The organism is Bacteroides ovatus (assembly GCF_001314995.1).
Lineage (GTDB): Bacteria > Bacteroidota > Bacteroidia > Bacteroidales > Bacteroidaceae > Bacteroides > Bacteroides ovatus.
Genome location: NZ_CP012938.1, coordinates 4102730 through 4118435, shown reverse-complemented (window position 1 = coordinate 4118435; position 15706 = coordinate 4102730). Strand labels below are relative to the sequence as shown.

General features: G+C 46.0%; 12 protein-coding genes. 2 read left to right on the top strand and 10 right to left on the bottom strand.

Features of this window, described 5'->3' with window-relative positions:
• Positions 1–50: 50 nt before the first annotated feature.
• A complete protein-coding gene (gene rbr, locus Bovatus_RS15845) occupies positions 51–629 on the bottom strand; it encodes a rubrerythrin (RefSeq protein WP_004298806.1) in 579 nt (192 codons plus the stop codon).
• A 249-nt stretch (positions 630–878) separates the two neighbouring features.
• Between rbr and Bovatus_RS15840 the strand changes: the two genes are divergently transcribed.
• A complete protein-coding gene (locus tag Bovatus_RS15840) occupies positions 879–2558 on the top strand; it encodes a SulP family inorganic anion transporter (RefSeq protein ID WP_004298804.1) in 1680 nt (559 codons plus the stop codon).
• Positions 2559–2716: 158 nt separating this feature from the next.
• Here Bovatus_RS15840 and Bovatus_RS15835 read toward each other — a convergent pair whose 3' ends face one another.
• The 3 genes from Bovatus_RS15835 to Bovatus_RS15825 are packed head-to-tail and all read right to left on the bottom strand — an operon-like array spanning position 2717 to position 8394.
• Positions 2717–4081, bottom strand: a complete 1365-nt coding sequence (locus Bovatus_RS15835) for an efflux transporter outer membrane subunit (protein WP_052587944.1) — start codon at positions 4079–4081, stop codon at positions 2717–2719.
• 12 nt (positions 4082–4093) lie between these two features.
• A complete protein-coding gene (locus tag Bovatus_RS15830; protein WP_004298800.1) occupies positions 4094–7273 on the bottom strand; it encodes an efflux RND transporter permease subunit in 3180 nt (1059 codons plus the stop codon).
• Between the two features lie 14 nt (positions 7274–7287).
• Positions 7288–8394, bottom strand: coding sequence for an efflux RND transporter periplasmic adaptor subunit (locus Bovatus_RS15825; protein WP_004298799.1), 1107 nt, complete (start codon positions 8392–8394; stop codon positions 7288–7290).
• A 223-nt stretch (positions 8395–8617) separates the two neighbouring features.
• On the opposite strand from Bovatus_RS15825, the gene Bovatus_RS15820 reads away from it, so the two are divergent.
• On the top strand, positions 8618–9529 hold the full coding sequence (locus tag Bovatus_RS15820; protein WP_004322625.1) for a helix-turn-helix domain-containing protein: 912 nt from the start codon (positions 8618–8620) through the stop codon (positions 9527–9529).
• An 87-nt stretch (positions 9530–9616) separates the two neighbouring features.
• Here the strand turns inward: Bovatus_RS15820 and Bovatus_RS15815 are convergent, their stop codons facing one another.
• The 6 genes from Bovatus_RS15815 to Bovatus_RS15790 all read right to left on the bottom strand — a co-directional run bounded on the left by Bovatus_RS15815 (position 9617) and on the right by Bovatus_RS15790 (position 15705).
• Positions 9617–10627 carry a type II toxin-antitoxin system HipA family toxin gene (locus Bovatus_RS15815; protein ID WP_052587930.1) on the bottom strand — a complete coding sequence of 337 codons (1011 nt, stop codon included), beginning with the start codon at positions 10625–10627 and terminating at the stop codon, positions 9617–9619.
• 2 nt (positions 10628–10629) lie between these two features.
• Positions 10630–10953: a HipA N-terminal domain-containing protein gene (locus Bovatus_RS15810; protein ID WP_004298791.1), complete on the bottom strand. Its 324-nt coding sequence runs from the start codon at positions 10951–10953 to the stop codon at positions 10630–10632.
• Positions 10954–10964: 11 nt separating this feature from the next.
• Entirely contained in the window at positions 10965–11159 is a 195-nt protein-coding gene (locus Bovatus_RS15805) for a helix-turn-helix domain-containing protein (protein WP_004298788.1), read from the bottom strand.
• 809 nt (positions 11160–11968) lie between these two features.
• Positions 11969–14008 carry a fimbrillin family protein gene (locus tag Bovatus_RS15800; RefSeq protein ID WP_052587943.1) on the bottom strand — a complete coding sequence of 680 codons (2040 nt, stop codon included), beginning with the start codon at positions 14006–14008 and terminating at the stop codon, positions 11969–11971.
• 29 nt (positions 14009–14037) lie between these two features.
• Positions 14038–14511 carry a hypothetical protein gene (locus Bovatus_RS15795; protein WP_004298778.1) on the bottom strand — a complete coding sequence of 158 codons (474 nt, stop codon included), beginning with the start codon at positions 14509–14511 and terminating at the stop codon, positions 14038–14040.
• A gap of 12 nt (positions 14512–14523) precedes the next feature.
• The gene (locus Bovatus_RS15790) at positions 14524–15705 is read right to left on the bottom strand and encodes a glycoside hydrolase family 88 protein (RefSeq protein WP_004298776.1); all 1182 of its coding nucleotides are present in this window, start codon (positions 15703–15705) and stop codon (positions 14524–14526) included.
• Position 15706: the final 1 nt, after the last annotated feature.

The window sequence follows — 15706 nt, the reverse complement described above, 5'->3', positions numbered from 1 at the left end:
AAGAGGATATACCTAATGGATATATCCCCTCTATCTAATTCATCCGTAGATTAATAGTTTTCCTTCTTCACCTCGAAATAAGCCTGTGGATGCAGACATGCCGGGCAAACTTCAGGAGCTTCCTTACCGATTTCAATGTAACCGCAGTTACGGCATTGCCATACCACTTCGCCTTCTTTAGCGAATACAGTCATATTTTCGATGTTATTTACGAAGGCAAGATATCTTTCTTCGTGACCTTTTTCTGCGATGGAGATATTGCGGTACATAGCAGCAATCATCGGGAAACCTTCCTGTTCTGCCACGTCGGCAAAGTGAGGATAATCCAGTGACCATTCTTCATGTTCACCCGCTGCGGCAGCGCGAAGATTTTCAAGTGTATTACCAATTACACCGGCCGGATAGCTGGCAGTGATTTCTACCATACCGCCTTCGAGGAACTTAAACATACGTTTTGCATGTTCTTTTTCCTGATCGGCAGTTTCAGTGAAAATAGCCGCAATTTGTTCGTAGCCTTCTTTTTTAGCTGCACTTGCGAAATAAGTGTAACGCATTCTAGCCTGTGATTCTCCTGCGAATGAAGTCAACAGATTTTTCTCTGTTTGAGTTCCTTTAATACTCTTAGCCATAATTCTATATATATTTTAAATTGGTTGATTACCAAACGTAACTTGTCGTACTATTTATAACGCAAATATAAACGATTTGTTCACAATAAACCACCTTTTCTTAATGAATAAAAACTATCACCTCATTGATGAAATCTATCAACAGACAAATAGTATGTTCAAAAACATACTTATTTCGATTATTTTATCTAATTTTGCAACCTCTACTTTGCAAAAAAGTACAGAGTACACGTATAATAACATCTAAAAATGAAGCTATTTGAATTTAAACCCAAACTGGTTTCTTGTCTAAAGAATTATTCGAAAGAAACGTTTATGGCGGACCTGATGGCCGGCATCATCGTAGGTATCGTAGCGCTTCCACTGGCTATCGCTTTCGGTATCGCTTCGGGAGTTTCGCCCGAAAAAGGTATTATCACCGCTATCATTGCGGGATTCATCATTTCCCTGTTGGGAGGCAGCAAAGTCCAGATCGGCGGTCCTACGGGAGCATTTATCGTCATTATCTATGGCATCATACAACAATACGGCGAGGCCGGACTGATTGTAGCCACGCTAATGGCGGGCGTACTCCTTGTATTATTAGGAGTGTTCAAGCTGGGAGCTGTCATCAAATTCATTCCTTATCCTATCATCGTCGGATTTACCAGCGGTATCGCCGTCACTATTTTCACGACCCAGATTGCCGATATTTTCGGTTTATCTTTCGGAGACGAGAAAGTGCCGGGAGACTTCGTCGGGAAGTGGCTGATTTATTTCCGACACTTCGACACGATCAACTGGTGGAATACCATCGTTAGTATTGTCAGCATTATTATTATCGCCATCACTCCGAAGTTCTCAAAGAAAATTCCCGGCTCGCTGATTGCCATCATCGTAGTCACGGTAGCCGTTTACCTGATGAAAACTTTCGGAGGGATCGACTGCATCCAGACAATCGGCGACCGCTTCACCATCAAATCGGAGTTGCCCGATGCCGTTGTGCCTGCGTTGGATTGGGAAGCTATCAGGGAACTGTTTCCGGTGGCTATCACCATTGCCGTATTGGGAGCTATCGAGTCGCTGCTGTCTGCCACGGTAGCCGACGGTGTGATAGGCGACCGCCACGATTCCAATACAGAACTGATTGCACAGGGAGCTGCCAATATCATAGCTCCTCTGTTCGGAGGTATTCCTGCCACCGGAGCTATCGCCCGTACCATGACGAATATCAACAACGGAGGTAAGACACCGATAGCCGGAATCATTCATGCAGTAGTATTACTGTTGATTCTGCTCTTCCTGATGCCACTCGCACAATATATCCCGATGGCATGCCTTGCCGGAGTACTGGTCATCGTATCTTACAACATGAGCGGATGGCGTGTATTCAGAGCTTTACTGAAGAATCCGAAATCGGACGTTACCGTACTGCTTATCACGTTCTTCCTGACCGTTATCTTCGACCTGACTGTCGCTATCGAGGTAGGATTGGTGATTGCCTGCGTCCTCTTTATGAAACGTGTCATGGAGACTACCGAAATCTCGGTGATTACCGATGAGATTGACCCGAACAAAGAATCGGATATTACCGTACACGAAGAAAACCTGATGATTCCCAAAGGTATAGAGGTATACGAAATCAACGGCCCTTATTTCTTCGGCATCGCTACCAAGTTTGAAGAAACAATGACACAACTGGGAGACCGCCCGAAAGTACGTATCATCCGTATGCGCAAAGTTCCGTTTATCGACTCCACAGGTATTCATAACCTGACTGCTCTCTGCGAAATGTCGCAGAAGGAAAAGACTACCATTATTCTTTCGGGAGTCAACGAGAACGTGCATAATGTACTGGAAAAAGCCGGATTCTACGAGTTGCTGGGAAAAGAGAATATCTGCCCGAATATCAACGTAGCATTGGAAAGAGCGAAAAGTCTGGTAGAATAACGCTGTTTATCAGCTACTTGCAAGCTATATATACCGTGTGTATTGGACATATAGATTCAATGTGTTGGGCATATATGACCAACAAACGGGCTGCCACAGAATCACTTCTCCGGCAGCCCTTCTTTCATTAAATTAGAAAACAGAGAGTATGATACAGTTTATTCCTGACCTCCTCCTAAAGCACGGTATAGGTTAATTAAACTTTGTATTTCAGTAAAATGATTGGCCGTCTGCGACAGTTGCGCACTAAGCAACGACTGCCGGGAGGTAAGCACTTCCAGATAGGTTGTATTACCATGCTCCATCAACAGAGTAGTGCTTCGCAGAGCCGTTTGCAGGGAAGTGATCTGTTTATCCAGCAAGATTCTTTTTCCCTGACTGGTTTGATAGGCAATCAACGCATCATTCACCTCACTACCGGCATTGAGCAACGTTTGCTGAAAACCGAGCGCCGCTTCTTCCTGTTGCGCACGGGCAATGCGGTATTGTGCCACCACCTGTCCTCTGTTAAAGAGCGGCTGCGTAAGCGAACCTACCGCCGACGCGAGAAACTTGCCCGGATTGATAATCATCGCCCCGGCGGAGTTTGTCCATCCGGCACTCCCGCTCAAAGTGATGGAAGGATAGAAAGCCGAACGTGCCGCATTGGTGCCATAGAACGCCGCTTCCAGCGTCCGCTCTGCCGAGCGGACGTCCGGACGGGAAGAAAGCATCCGGACAGGAATCCCTATCGAGAAGTCAGCAGGAAACTGTTGCTTTGCCAATATACCGCGCTCATAGTTGCGTGGCGTCTCCGCCAATAATAAGGCAAGACTATTCTCCACCTGACTGATCTGCTGCTGCAAATCGAGGATCGAACCCTGCACCTGATAATAGGCCGCCTCCATCTGCGACACAGCCGATTCGTTTGCCAGTCCCGCATTCATCAATGCACGGGTAGACGCAACGGTTTCTTTCCATGCCTCTTCCGTCTGACGGGAGATGTCGAGTTGTTCGTCCAGCATCAACAGGGTATAATAGGTATTGGCTATACCTGCTATCAACTGTGTACGGACTGCCTGACGGTAATCTTCGCTTTGAGCATAAAGTGCTTTCGCCTGTTTCTTGGAGTTGCGCATACGCCCGAAAACGTCCAACTCCCAACTGGCAGTAACGGGCAACGAATAAGCCTGCGTAGCCTTCTGCGTATCAAAACTGCTCACTGTTCCCTGCGGAGCAAGAGCAAAAGCGGGCAGAAAAGCAAGTTTGGCGGACATCAGTACGGCCTGTGCTTCTTCCACACGGAGCTGGGCGGACTGATAATCGGTATTGGTCTGCAATCCCACTTCGATGAGGGATTGCAGATAAGGATCGGTGAAGAGTTCCCGCCAGTCCATATTACCCAGACCGGCAGTGTCTTCGGTCACCACTTCCCCGCCGTAAAGATCGTCGGGAACGACAGTGGCAGGTTCGTATTTGGTATAAATGCCACAACCGCTCAACGACAGACTGATGGCAACTAATGTGATGATATTCTTCTTCATTCTTTCTTTCATTTATTTACGTTCGCGTTCAACTTCACTCTTTTCTTTCTCTAAAAGCACCTGCACATCTGGTTCCTCTTCCATCGGTTTGCGGATTTTCTCCTGCAAAAACTCAAAGATGATGTAGAAAACCGGAACGACAAAGAGCAATGCCAGTGTCCCGACTGCCATACCGCCCACAACACCCGTACCCAGCGAACTGTTACCATTGGCACCTGCACCGGAGGAGAACATCAGCGGAAGCATACCGAAGATCATCGTCAACACCGTCATCAGGATAGGACGCAAGCGGACTTGTGCGGCAGAGTAGGCAGACTCCACAATACCCATTCCCTTGCGACGACGTTCTATGGCGTACTCCGTAATCAGGATGGCCGTCTTAGCCAGCAAACCGATCAACATAATCACACCTGTCTGCAAATAGATATTATTCTCCAACCCGAGTATTTTGGCGAAAAGGAACGACCCCATCAGCCCGAACGGCACGGAGAAGATAACGGCAAACGGCACGAGGAAACTCTCGTAAAGACAGGCCAGAATCAGATAGATAAGGAAGATACAGATGGCGTAAATGAAAACCGTCTGCGCACCGCCGCTACTTGCTTCTTCGCGTGCCATACCACCATATTCATATCCGTAACCTGCCGGCAAAGACTGCGCAGCCACTTCTTCAATCACTTTCTGCACCTCGCCGGAGGAGTAACCGTCGGCAGGATTTACATTGGCGGTGATAGTGCTGTAAAGATTGAAACGGTTGGCCGTTTCCGGTCCCAGCACTTGCTTCAGCGTCACGAACTGGCTCACCGGAGCCATCTGCGTACCATTGCGTACAAACATATTATTCAGCGCCTGCTCGTCGAGACGATATTCAGGCGAAGCCTGCATCATCACACGATATACTTTACCATACTGGTTATAGTTGGAGATATACGCGCCACCGCAATAACTGCCCACCGCATCGAGCACCGCACTCGGCGAAATTCCCGCACGCTTACATTTGGCAGCGTCCACTTCCACCGATATCTGCGGGAAGTTGATAGCATACGATGTATACGCCATTGCTACCTCCGGACGCTCGTTCAAAGCACCGAGGAACTGTATAGCCGCCTCATAGAACGTAGCCAGTTCTCCACCCGTCATGTCCTGAAGGTTCAGTTCGAGGGAGTTACCCATACCGTAACCCGGAATCATGGCAGGCTGGAAGCTGAATATCTGTGCTTCCTTTATAGACTGGAATTGTCCGTTGAGGCGGGACACCACAGCATCCGAGCTATGCTCCTTGCCCTTTCGTTCGCTCCAGTCTTTCAGGCGGATAATCATCGTACCGTACGAAGTTCCCTGACCGGATATCAGTCCGTATCCTGCTACGCGGGCATAGTGTTCTATTTCGGGCGTATCTTTCAGGATATTTTCCAGGCGGTCCATCACTTTCGTGGTTTCTTCGAGCGTGCTTCCCGGTGAAATGCTGACATTCACCATAATGACACCCTGGTCTTCCTGCGGCACAAGTCCCGTTTTAGTGGTACTCATCAGGTAAACCAACAAGGCAACGGCAACAGCCAGTGAAGTCCACACCATCCAGCGATGGCGGATGAAGAACATCACACCTCTCTTATATTTACCCAATACGGCATTGAACGAAGCATTGTAAGCTGCACGTACCCGTCCGTTGATGCTCTTGGCACTCTTCGTTCCGTCCGACGGACGCATCATGATGGCGCACAAAGCGGGACAGAGCGTCAAAGCCGAAATCATCGAAATACCTACGGCAGTTGCCATCGTGATACCGAATTGTGTATAGAACACACCCGAAGTACCTCCCATGAAGGTTACAGGAATAAACACAGCCATAAATACACAGGTACAGGAGACAATAGCCATCGTCACGTCGCCCATTGCATCTTTCGTGGCAAGGTAAGGAGACTTATACCCGGCATCGAACTTGGATTGCACGGCTTCCACCACCACAATGGCATCATCCACCACCGTACCGATGGCAAGCACCAGCGCAAACAGTGTCAGGATGTTCAGACTGAAGCCCGCAGCTACCAGACAGGCAAACGTACCCACCAACGACACAATGATAGAGATGGAGGGAATCAGCGTACTCTTCAGATCCTGCAAGAAGAAATAGACCACGAGGATGACTAGAATGATGGCGATAATCAGCGTCTCCACCACGTTGTGTATGGAAGCGAAAAGGAAGTCATTGGAACTCATCATCGTGACGAACTCCGTTCCTGCCGGCAGATTCTTCTCCATCCGCTCTATCTGCGCAGTGATTTCTTTGTTGACAGCGGTAGCATTGGAACCAGCTGTCTGGAATATCATATAAAGAACGGCCGGCTGACTGTCCATTTCACTGCGGAAACTATACGTCATCGTACCCAACTCCACCTCTGCCACATCTTGCAGGCGAAGTATGGAACCGTCTTCCCGCGAACGGACAACCGTGTTCCGGAATTCTTCCACGCTTTTGAGGCGTCCGCGATATTTCATTGTAAACTGGAAAACATTCTTCGAACTCTCGCCCAGTGAACCGGTAGGAGCTTCGATGTTCTGCTCACCCAATATGGCGGTAATGTCCGACGGAACCAGTCCGTATTGCGCCATCCGTTCCGGTTTCAGCCAGATACGCATACTGTATGTATCGCCCAGCTCCATCACGTCTCCCACTCCCTCGATACGTTTAATCTGGGGAATGACATTGATGTCCAGATAATTGGCAAGGAACGTCTGATCGTATCGACCGTCCGTGCAGACCAAAGCGCCAATCTGCAAGAAGCTGGTCTGCCGCTTCATTGTGCTGACGCCGACTTTCGTTACTTCAGCCGGAAGCAATCCCTGTGCTTTAGCCACACGGTTTTGCACGTTGACTGCCGCCATATCGGGGTCTGTGCCCTGCTTAAAATAAACTTGTATAATAGCCAGACCTGCATTGGAAGCACTGGAACTGATATACATCATGTCTTCCACACCGTTGATACTCTCCTCCAGTGGCATGATGACACTGTTCATCACTGCCTCGGCATCGGCACCCGTATAACTGGCAGTTACATATACCGTTGGAGGCGCAATGTCAGGATATTGCTCCACCGGCAGCGTGAAGAGCGAAATAAGCCCTATGGCCAGAATCAGGACAGAGATGGAAATAGCCATCACCGGCCGTTTTATAAACACATTTCCTTTCATAATCAATCTCCTTCTTATTTAACTTGCGTGCCTTCACGCACCAGTCCGGCGCCTTCCGATACGATTTCATCACCTGCTTTCAGTCCGTCCAGCACCACATATTCGCGTCCGTCATTGTTTTCGGCCACTGTTATCAGGGTAGAGACAGCCTTCCCGTCCACTACCTTATATACAATCGTCTTATCCTGCATCTTCACGGTGGCCGTCTGCGGAATGGCGATACAGTCTTTATAAATGCTTGGCACTACCACCGTGCCCGAGGCTCCGCTATGAAGCAACCGCGATTCGTTGGGAAACACCACGCGCGCCACCACAGTACCCGTTTGCCGGTCGATGACGCCGCTGATGGATTCGATGACACCTTTCTTATTATAAACCGAATTATCATTGAGGCGCAATTCCACTTCCGGCATGTTCTTCAAAGCTTCGTCCATGTCGCCATACTGGCGGGTGAGGGCAAGCAACTGATTCTCGGTCATGGAGAAATAGACATACATATCCGAATTGTCGCTGACCGTAGTAAGCGGATAAGGCATATTGGCACTTACCAATGCGCCTGCACGATAAGGCAATGCACCTACGACTCCGTCACTGGGACTTTTCACTTCGGTATAAGAGAGATTGTTGCGGGCACTGATCTCCTGGGCTTCGGCCTGCGACAGTTGAGCTTTGGCGGTGAGATAAGAATTCTCGGCCGTTTTCAGACTGAATTCCGAAACTACTTTCTGCGCATACAGTTCTTTGTTGCTCTTGTAGGTCAGTTCGGCAGTACCCAGCGCGGCACGTGCTGCTTCCACATTGGCAGTGGCGGTTTTCAGTGCGGCCTTGTAAGGCACTTGGTCGATAATGAAAAGCGATTGCCCGCGGCGTACTTTTTGCCCTTCGGTCACACAGAGTTTCTCAATCGTTCCCGACACCTGCGGATAAATATCAATATCCTGTCGCCCACGTATGCTCGCCGAATAGGAAGAAGAAAATTCCTTATCCACCGCTTCTATCTGCATTACTGCATAAGAAGAAGATTTCACTCCCGCATCCGATGCCTGCTTGCAAGATGCCATCCACACTGTACAACCGACAATCCCTATCAGCCGTATCCATTTTTTGCTTACTGTAATCATACTTTCTCTTTTGGTCTTTTGTTAAATCCTGGACAAAAGTAGGAGAAAAGAACAAGGCAACAGTGACCAATTTCCCTCCATAAATGTCCCATTCTCGCCATTTACGTTTATTATAGCTAACTATTTGGCAATAAACGACATATCAAACAAATCTGAAGAAATATGGGACATTCTGTTTTCCCGATTATTCACCAACTTTGCAAAAAGTAAAAAAGGAAAGAACATGGAAAAAGAGAACATTATTACGGTGGATATAGAGGATTTTAAGGACAGTCAGCACGTCCTTGATTATATAGATGATGACTTTGCGATAGTCAACAGTCTGGAGGGGACTCCTTATAGTAATGATACAATCAAACTGAATTGTTTTCTCATCGCGGTTTGCATAGAAGGGTGCATCCAGCTGGACGTCAACTACCGGACCTACAAGTTGCAGGCGGGCGAGCTGCTGCTCGGTCTGCCCAATACGATTATCAGCCATACGATGCTTAGTCCTAAATATAAGGTCAGGCTTGCCGGATTCTCTACCCGTTTCCTGCAACGTATTATTAAAATGGAAAAGGAAACGTGGAATACTGCCATTCATATCCACAACAATCCGGTGAAGTCGGTTGGCAACGGGGAGGATAAAACTTTCTTCGGATTCTACCGGGATTTAATTATAGCCAAGATAAACGATGAGCCTCATTGCTACCACAAAGAAGTGATGCAATATCTCTTTTCTGCTATCTTTTGCGAAATGCTGGGGCAGCTTCATAAGGAAATGGAAGCCGCCGGCAATACGGAAGGTTCGAAAGAAGGCATCAAACAGGTGAATTACATTTTGCGGAAGTTCATGGAACTGTTATCGAAGGACAAGGGTATGCACCGTTCGGTGAGTTATTTTGCCAACGAGCTTTGCTACACTCCGAAGCATTTCTCGAAAGTCATCAAACAGGCGTGTGGCAGGACTCCGTTGGATTTGATTAATGAAACTGCCGTGGAGCATATCAAATACCGATTAAAACGTTCGGAAAAGTCTATCAAGGAAATTGCGGAAGAATTCAACTTCCCCAATCAGTCCTTTTTCGGGAAATACGTAAAAGCGCATTTGGGAACATCACCGGCCAATTATCGGAACAGAAAAGAAGAATGACAAAAAGAACAGATTCTTATGTTAGAAAAATCTTTTTGGGAGTCTTGCTCATCTTACTATAAAAAATGAGTAATAATGTGCACATTATTACTCAATAACACTAAGATAACTCCCGATTCTTGACTTATACATAAGTCTATATTGCTGTTTCAGTTCTTTAGAAAGGAAAGAATGTTCAATCAGTTTATCTGTTAATTCATATACCTTAGTATATTTCTCCAGACAAGAGTTTACCAAACGTTCGGGTAGGCCTATTTTCAAACCAAAATAATAGAATGTTTTTCCTGTAACCGCCGATGCAGCACCGAAATAATCCGATTCAGGATTAACAAACAGACCTTTGCTCATGGCAAAGATACCATCGTTTATATGGAGATGAGTATTCAATAAATCGTATGCAGGAGATAGGCGGAATCTTCCTTTTTTCTCTTCCAATAAAGAAAAGTTCTTTAAATGAGCGTCGCCGTTAGAATAGACAAAATTGAATAAAACAAGTTCAAAGAAACGTAGTTTATCTACTTGTGGCACAGAACTGTATTTATCTATAATTCCTGCGAACTCTTCATAAGCCAGATTATCATATTTATAATCGGAACCTCCATTTTTCCTGGTAAGCCCGGCTAAAGAAGCAAAATCCTCCTTTTGCAACTTTCCTTTCCCCGACAAATCAAAACGTCGTACAAAATAAGCAGGGGTTCCGTCCTGAAAAAAGCATAATCCATTAGGAGCTGTCGGAATCCCATATACTTGCGCAGCTATCTGCATTGTCAAATGTTCGTTGGCAGGGCAAAACTCCTTGTTACGAAGATTATTAGGGACAGGCTTTAATATGAATTCGCCCTGTTCTCCCTCTTTGGTTAATCGCAATATCCCGTCATCGGCAACTAAAGAATACTTAATCTGGACTCCTGAAACAGATATGCGTTTGCTATTGTTATTGAAGATATCAATGCCGACATTATCATCAAAATGCTTATAAGGCAATTCACAAGATATATTTTCTCCGTCAAAAAGCAGTTTCAAGGCTTTGGGTGAGTATCCGCTTTCTCCGCCAGTCTCCCGTAAAAGTGAGGGACAAATATGAGTATCTGTTTCCATTATCATATTCTTTTAACTGTTATTGCTCCGATTGTATCTGTATGGGCAGTAGCCAGAAGAATACCAAAATCATCCTCTTCATCAATATGCAGGTTTCTAGCTTGAATAATACGATTATCCCCTTCAGATGTCATATTAAAAAAGACAGGGAAAAGATAGGAAGAGGTATATTCCTGCTGTGTCTTGGGCATGGTCAGTGAGACAGCTGGGAGTTGTGGATTATTATAATAGTCCGTATCATAACAGAATGAATAGTGTTCACGATCTATTTCTGTTAACAGACCGGCATAAATACCTTTTATATAGACTTTGGCAGATCGACTCATATGCGTGTCTATTATTGAATATGAATACTAAGTCCTAAAGTTTTCAGGACATTAAAAAGGACATCGAAGCGGGGATTACCACTTCCACGTTCCAAGCGGACCAAAGCGTTAATCCCTATTCCTGCAAGAGTTGCCAACGTAGCCTGATCCAAGCCCAACTCTTTACGCCTTTCGCGAATATGTTTTCCTATCTCTATTAAATCCATAATTCACCATATATAGTGACTTTCTCACAAAGATAGAATCTTTTTAGTAGAAAAACAAGCTAATTCACCATATACAGTGAATTTACGCATAAATAGCATAGTATAAAAGCATACTATCATGCTTTTCACCATATATGGTGATTTAAGAGAGATACATACTTATAGAGAAAAGACATTGATCGCTGAAAAAAGTGCCAACATGAAGAATTGTATATTTTATCTGTCCTGCTCTTCATCATTCGAGCCGTTTCCTTGCACTTCATGAAAAACGCCCTCCATTTAGAGTTACAGATTTCGCAAATAACACCAGATAGGTACTATTAGCAAACAAGTTGCAATAAAAGTAGCCATTCAAAAACACAAACAGCTATCATTTCACAAGAGATGCATCAGATTGCTATTTATAAATCAACAGTAGAAAAAGACAAAGTAGCTCAATACATCCTCTTCAAAAACCAAGTTTAGCTTCCTTTAAAAGAAACGAAAGGTTTGATTATAGCAAACGGACGGTTTGTTTAAACCAAACAGAGGGTTTGATTACGGCAAACAGAGCGTTTAATTACACCATATCGTGCATATTTCAAGGAAATAAATACAAAATAGAGAGATATAATGTATATTCTTGCAATTGTTCATGCAGTTTATTTTCTGTTTGGCTCTTTTCTTTCTTTCCTTTTTTCGTGAATATCTTAAAAACAGAACAGATTCCCCGTTATATGAAAGTTCCTTGTATCCGGAGACAGGCAGAAACTTTCATATAGCGGGGAATTCTATTTCATATTCTCAATGAAGAGAATCAACGAAGAGAATCAACGATTCTCGGCATCCTTCATACAACGCACGGAGAACGCATGGGAACGACCGGAGGAATGTGTCCAAGTCTTATCGGAAACTTTATAATACAGAGAAGTAGCTCCCTGATCCTTGTCATTTCCATAACTGCTTGCCGATGAGTTAGACCAATAGCAAGCGGCACCCTTAGCGGTATCCAATCCTGTATTGTTGCCATTATTACCGCCGTTGGAACCCCACTTACAACCTGCCAACGGCCAATAAGCATAGTTCGTACCGTCATAGCAATATTTAAATACCGCAGTTGCGCTCTGTTTCACAAATTCACCTTTCTGTTCTATCTCATCCAATACGCGGGGAGATACAACCCGGTAACCTTTCGGACAAGGATCATAAATAGATTTATGACCGTCAGAAGGATTGAGATAAGTGCTCGATTCGTTCGGGTTACCCCAGAAGTCATCTTTACGATCGGTACGTGCACCGGTCCATGCGCCCAGATACCAGTCGGATTTTGTATTCTCCACATTATTGGTATAAAGCAACGCGCGGGGATTTTCTATAGAGAAGCGGACGTTGGTGGCTTCGGTAGGTATATTAGTACCCACGGTTCCCGACCAGCCGACCGGCGTAGGACGTCCCCATTGGAAGTAAACACCGTTTTGCTTCCAGTTGTCTCCTTCGCACGTCATATAAGTACCCAGATTACGATCCAACACTACATATCCCGTATTACCATAAGGGTGTTCTGCCGGAGTAGGGGTCATCCAGATAATAAAACTCCAGATGACGGTAGTCTGATCCGCTCCATAGATAGCCACCTGACCGCAACCGCCGTCATAGCCTCCACTTACTTTATAGGTGTTGATCGTAATATTGTAATCACTGCCAATAGGAGAGATGTCCGTAGTAGAGCCATTCACGGCAATCATCTTATGATTAACGTTCAAATCGCAACCCAGAATAGTTTTGGCATACTTGGGTTCTTCCACTTCCATAAAGTTACCACGTGCTTTCACACTCATCGTATTGCTCACGCCACTGGTAGAAATATTCGTCAACAGACAGTTGGACTCGCCATAAGCCCATCCTCCAGCCAGCAGACGTGTCTCTACCGGCTCGTACCATTCGCAGGAATTATCCGAAAGTTTCAGGTTGTTGATAGCAATCGTATTGACAGCATTGGCTTTCAGTTGCTTTCCTTCTTTGAGAATAGGAATTGTAATAGTCTGTTGGTCATTCTCCAGAGTGATGACAATGTACACTTCTTTGCCGCTCAAATCAGCAGGATACGTAGTCAGGTATATATCCTGTGCGAAAGCGAGCATTTCGGGAGTAGTCAGTGAAACAGTAGCATACGGTTTCACATCCGTACCGTAGGTCAGTTCGTCCGTATCCAAATCTGCTGTGAATACACCGGAAAGAGGAGTCTTTGTCTCCTTGTCATATAAAGAAACACTCTTGAGCTTGTATGTAGAAAGCTCCTGGGACGAGATACTGAACTTCACATACGCCATCGCATGGTTCAACGTAAACTTAGCAAGCATATCCGGACCGCTGACCGTAGCCTTGGCAAACGCAAAACCATACTTTCCAATATGACGGCTATCGCCGGGACGGCTTTGTTCCTGCTCAACGGACAGGGTAGAAGTTATCTTGTTGCCATTTTCGGCTAGTTCCGTACTTGCCCGGTAAGGATAGTAAATAAGAAGTTCCGTAGCTCCTTCTTCCGCCATCTTCACGTCGTCCGAAGTAAAGACACCGGAGTTTTGTCCGATCGACTCATCACTCAATAAAGACTGCACATTATTGATATCGGTCCCTGCCGTACGGGAGAAAACGCCCAAGGCATCCCCTTCGCTCCAGAGCACCGGATAAACGTCCCCTGTTTTGTCACCGATAGAAACACGCGTCTGCGGAGACGAGAGTCCAACCAACGTCAGACATGAACCTGCCGTTGCCGGTTCTTTGCCCTTATCGGACGAAATAAGTTCGTCCTGCGTGCAACTTGTCATCATGAGAATCATTGCACCTATTGCAAATAATCTATTTTTCATACCATTCATTCTTTTGAGTTACACCATTTTTACCATTCATTCTCTTCCAGATCACCGGCAGAACCGCCGTCACTCCATGCTCCTTCCGTTCCTGAAGCTTTCCAGGTCTGGAAAGCGGAACACACGGCACGTCCTTCGGCATTATAGGCGATGATCGCACTGATGTAATTCACTCCCGGACGCAATCCTTCGGTGATTTTGCGCGTATAGGGCAGAGATACGGGTTCTCCGTTCTCTTCTACGAATTTCACCAGCTTCACTTCAATGTTATAGTCAAAACCGATGTCCGCCACCGGATAGAATTCAATGACTTTTGCTCCGAACGTAGTACCTGTTTGCTGCTCGGAAGTAATCAGAGCCGTATTGTCTGCAATCTCCGAAACTGTTAGGTTCATGGTGGGGATGACACGTGGAGCCGAATCATCCTTGTCCGAACAGGAGGCAGTTATCAGCAGTAGTACGAAGATAAATGCCATATTTATATGTAAGTTCTTCATAATCATATTGTATTAGTCTTATTTTTGTAAATTCTTATACCGCAGCAATGCTTCTAAAAAGTAATAATCGGCATACGTCAGGGGGACATCTACTTCGCTTTTATCAGGAAGTGCACCCACGCTGTGCTTCAGGATGAAACATTCGTTCGTACCCGGTTCTGCCAGATACTCTTTCGAGGCAAGCGTACGGAGTTGCTTTTCTGCCATGGCAAGATAAGATTCCTTGGCTTCCGTGCCGGGGATATAACGGCTTAGTTCGATAAAGGCGGAGGCCATGATAGCCGCAGCGGAAGCATCCCGATAGGTCTGTTCTTCTACCGGAGCGTCGAAATCCCAGTAAGGAATACCGTCGGCAGGTAGACGGCGGAGCAGCATATCGGCGATATGCCCGGCTTGCAACAGATAATTCTGATACCCCGTCAGGCGGAACATCATCGTATAGCTATACAAGGCCCATGCCTGTCCGCGACTCCAGGAGGAATCGTCCGAGAAGCCCTGCACTGTTTGCTTGCCGCGCACCGCACCCGTTTCAGGGTCATAATCCACCAGATGATACGTGGAATAATCATCCCGGAAGTGATGCTGGATAGTGGTATTGGCATGCGTACAGGCAATGTTCTGCAAAGAGTCGTCGGCGTAGGCTTTCGACATGGACAACAGCAGTTCAAGGTTCATCATATTGTCAATAATCACCGGAAACTTCCAGTCGCAGCCTTTGCGTACAAAGTCCCAGCTACGGATCACACCGGTAGCAGGATTGAAGCGGGTTGACAAGGATTTGGCACCCTGATAGAGCACTTGTTTATAAGCCTCATTACCTGTCAACCGGAAAGCATTGCCGTAACTGCAATTCAACTGGAAACCGACATCATGATCTCTGGTCACGTATTGTATAGAGTCGAGTTTCAGCGTGTTCTTCTCGGCCAGTGTTTTCACTGCGTCCTTCCGGGTATATTCGTAGATATACCAAAGGGAACCGGGATAGAAGCCGCTGCACCACCAATAGATATTCGAGGGAACAAACTCACCGTCGGCAGAGAGCGTGCGGGGAAGTGTCTTTTCTGTCAGGTGGGTGTCCATAGCCGTGTATTGTTGCTCCGCAACGGTAAATACACGGTCAATCAACTCCTCCATCGGCTCCTGCTTCGTGCAGGAGGCCAATGTCAAAAGTCCGAGTATAGATATTAATAGGATTCTCATA

Coding starts and splice junctions, on each gene's coding strand:
- Bovatus_RS15800 (WP_052587943.1), bottom strand. CDS start 14,008: ATGAAAAATAGATTATTTGCAATAGGTGCAATGATTCTCATGATGACA.
- Bovatus_RS15825 (WP_004298799.1), bottom strand. CDS start 8,394: ATGATTACAGTAAGCAAAAAATGGATACGGCTGATAGGGATTGTCGGT.
- Bovatus_RS15810 (WP_004298791.1), bottom strand. CDS start 10,953: ATGAGTCGATCTGCCAAAGTCTATATAAAAGGTATTTATGCCGGTCTG.
- Bovatus_RS15815 (WP_052587930.1), bottom strand. CDS start 10,627: ATGGAAACAGATACTCATATTTGTCCCTCACTTTTACGGGAGACTGGC.
- Bovatus_RS15820 (WP_004322625.1), top strand. CDS start 8,618: ATGGAAAAAGAGAACATTATTACGGTGGATATAGAGGATTTTAAGGAC.
- Bovatus_RS15840 (WP_004298804.1), top strand. CDS start 879: ATGAAGCTATTTGAATTTAAACCCAAACTGGTTTCTTGTCTAAAGAAT.
- Bovatus_RS15795 (WP_004298778.1), bottom strand. CDS start 14,511: ATGATTATGAAGAACTTACATATAAATATGGCATTTATCTTCGTACTA.
- Bovatus_RS15835 (WP_052587944.1), bottom strand. CDS start 4,081: ATGAAGAAGAATATCATCACATTAGTTGCCATCAGTCTGTCGTTGAGC.
- Bovatus_RS15790 (WP_004298776.1), bottom strand. CDS start 15,705: ATGAGAATCCTATTAATATCTATACTCGGACTTTTGACATTGGCCTCC.
- Bovatus_RS15805 (WP_004298788.1), bottom strand. CDS start 11,159: ATGGATTTAATAGAGATAGGAAAACATATTCGCGAAAGGCGTAAAGAG.
- rbr (WP_004298806.1), bottom strand. CDS start 629: ATGGCTAAGAGTATTAAAGGAACTCAAACAGAGAAAAATCTGTTGACT.
- Bovatus_RS15830 (WP_004298800.1), bottom strand. CDS start 7,273: ATGAAAGGAAATGTGTTTATAAAACGGCCGGTGATGGCTATTTCCATC.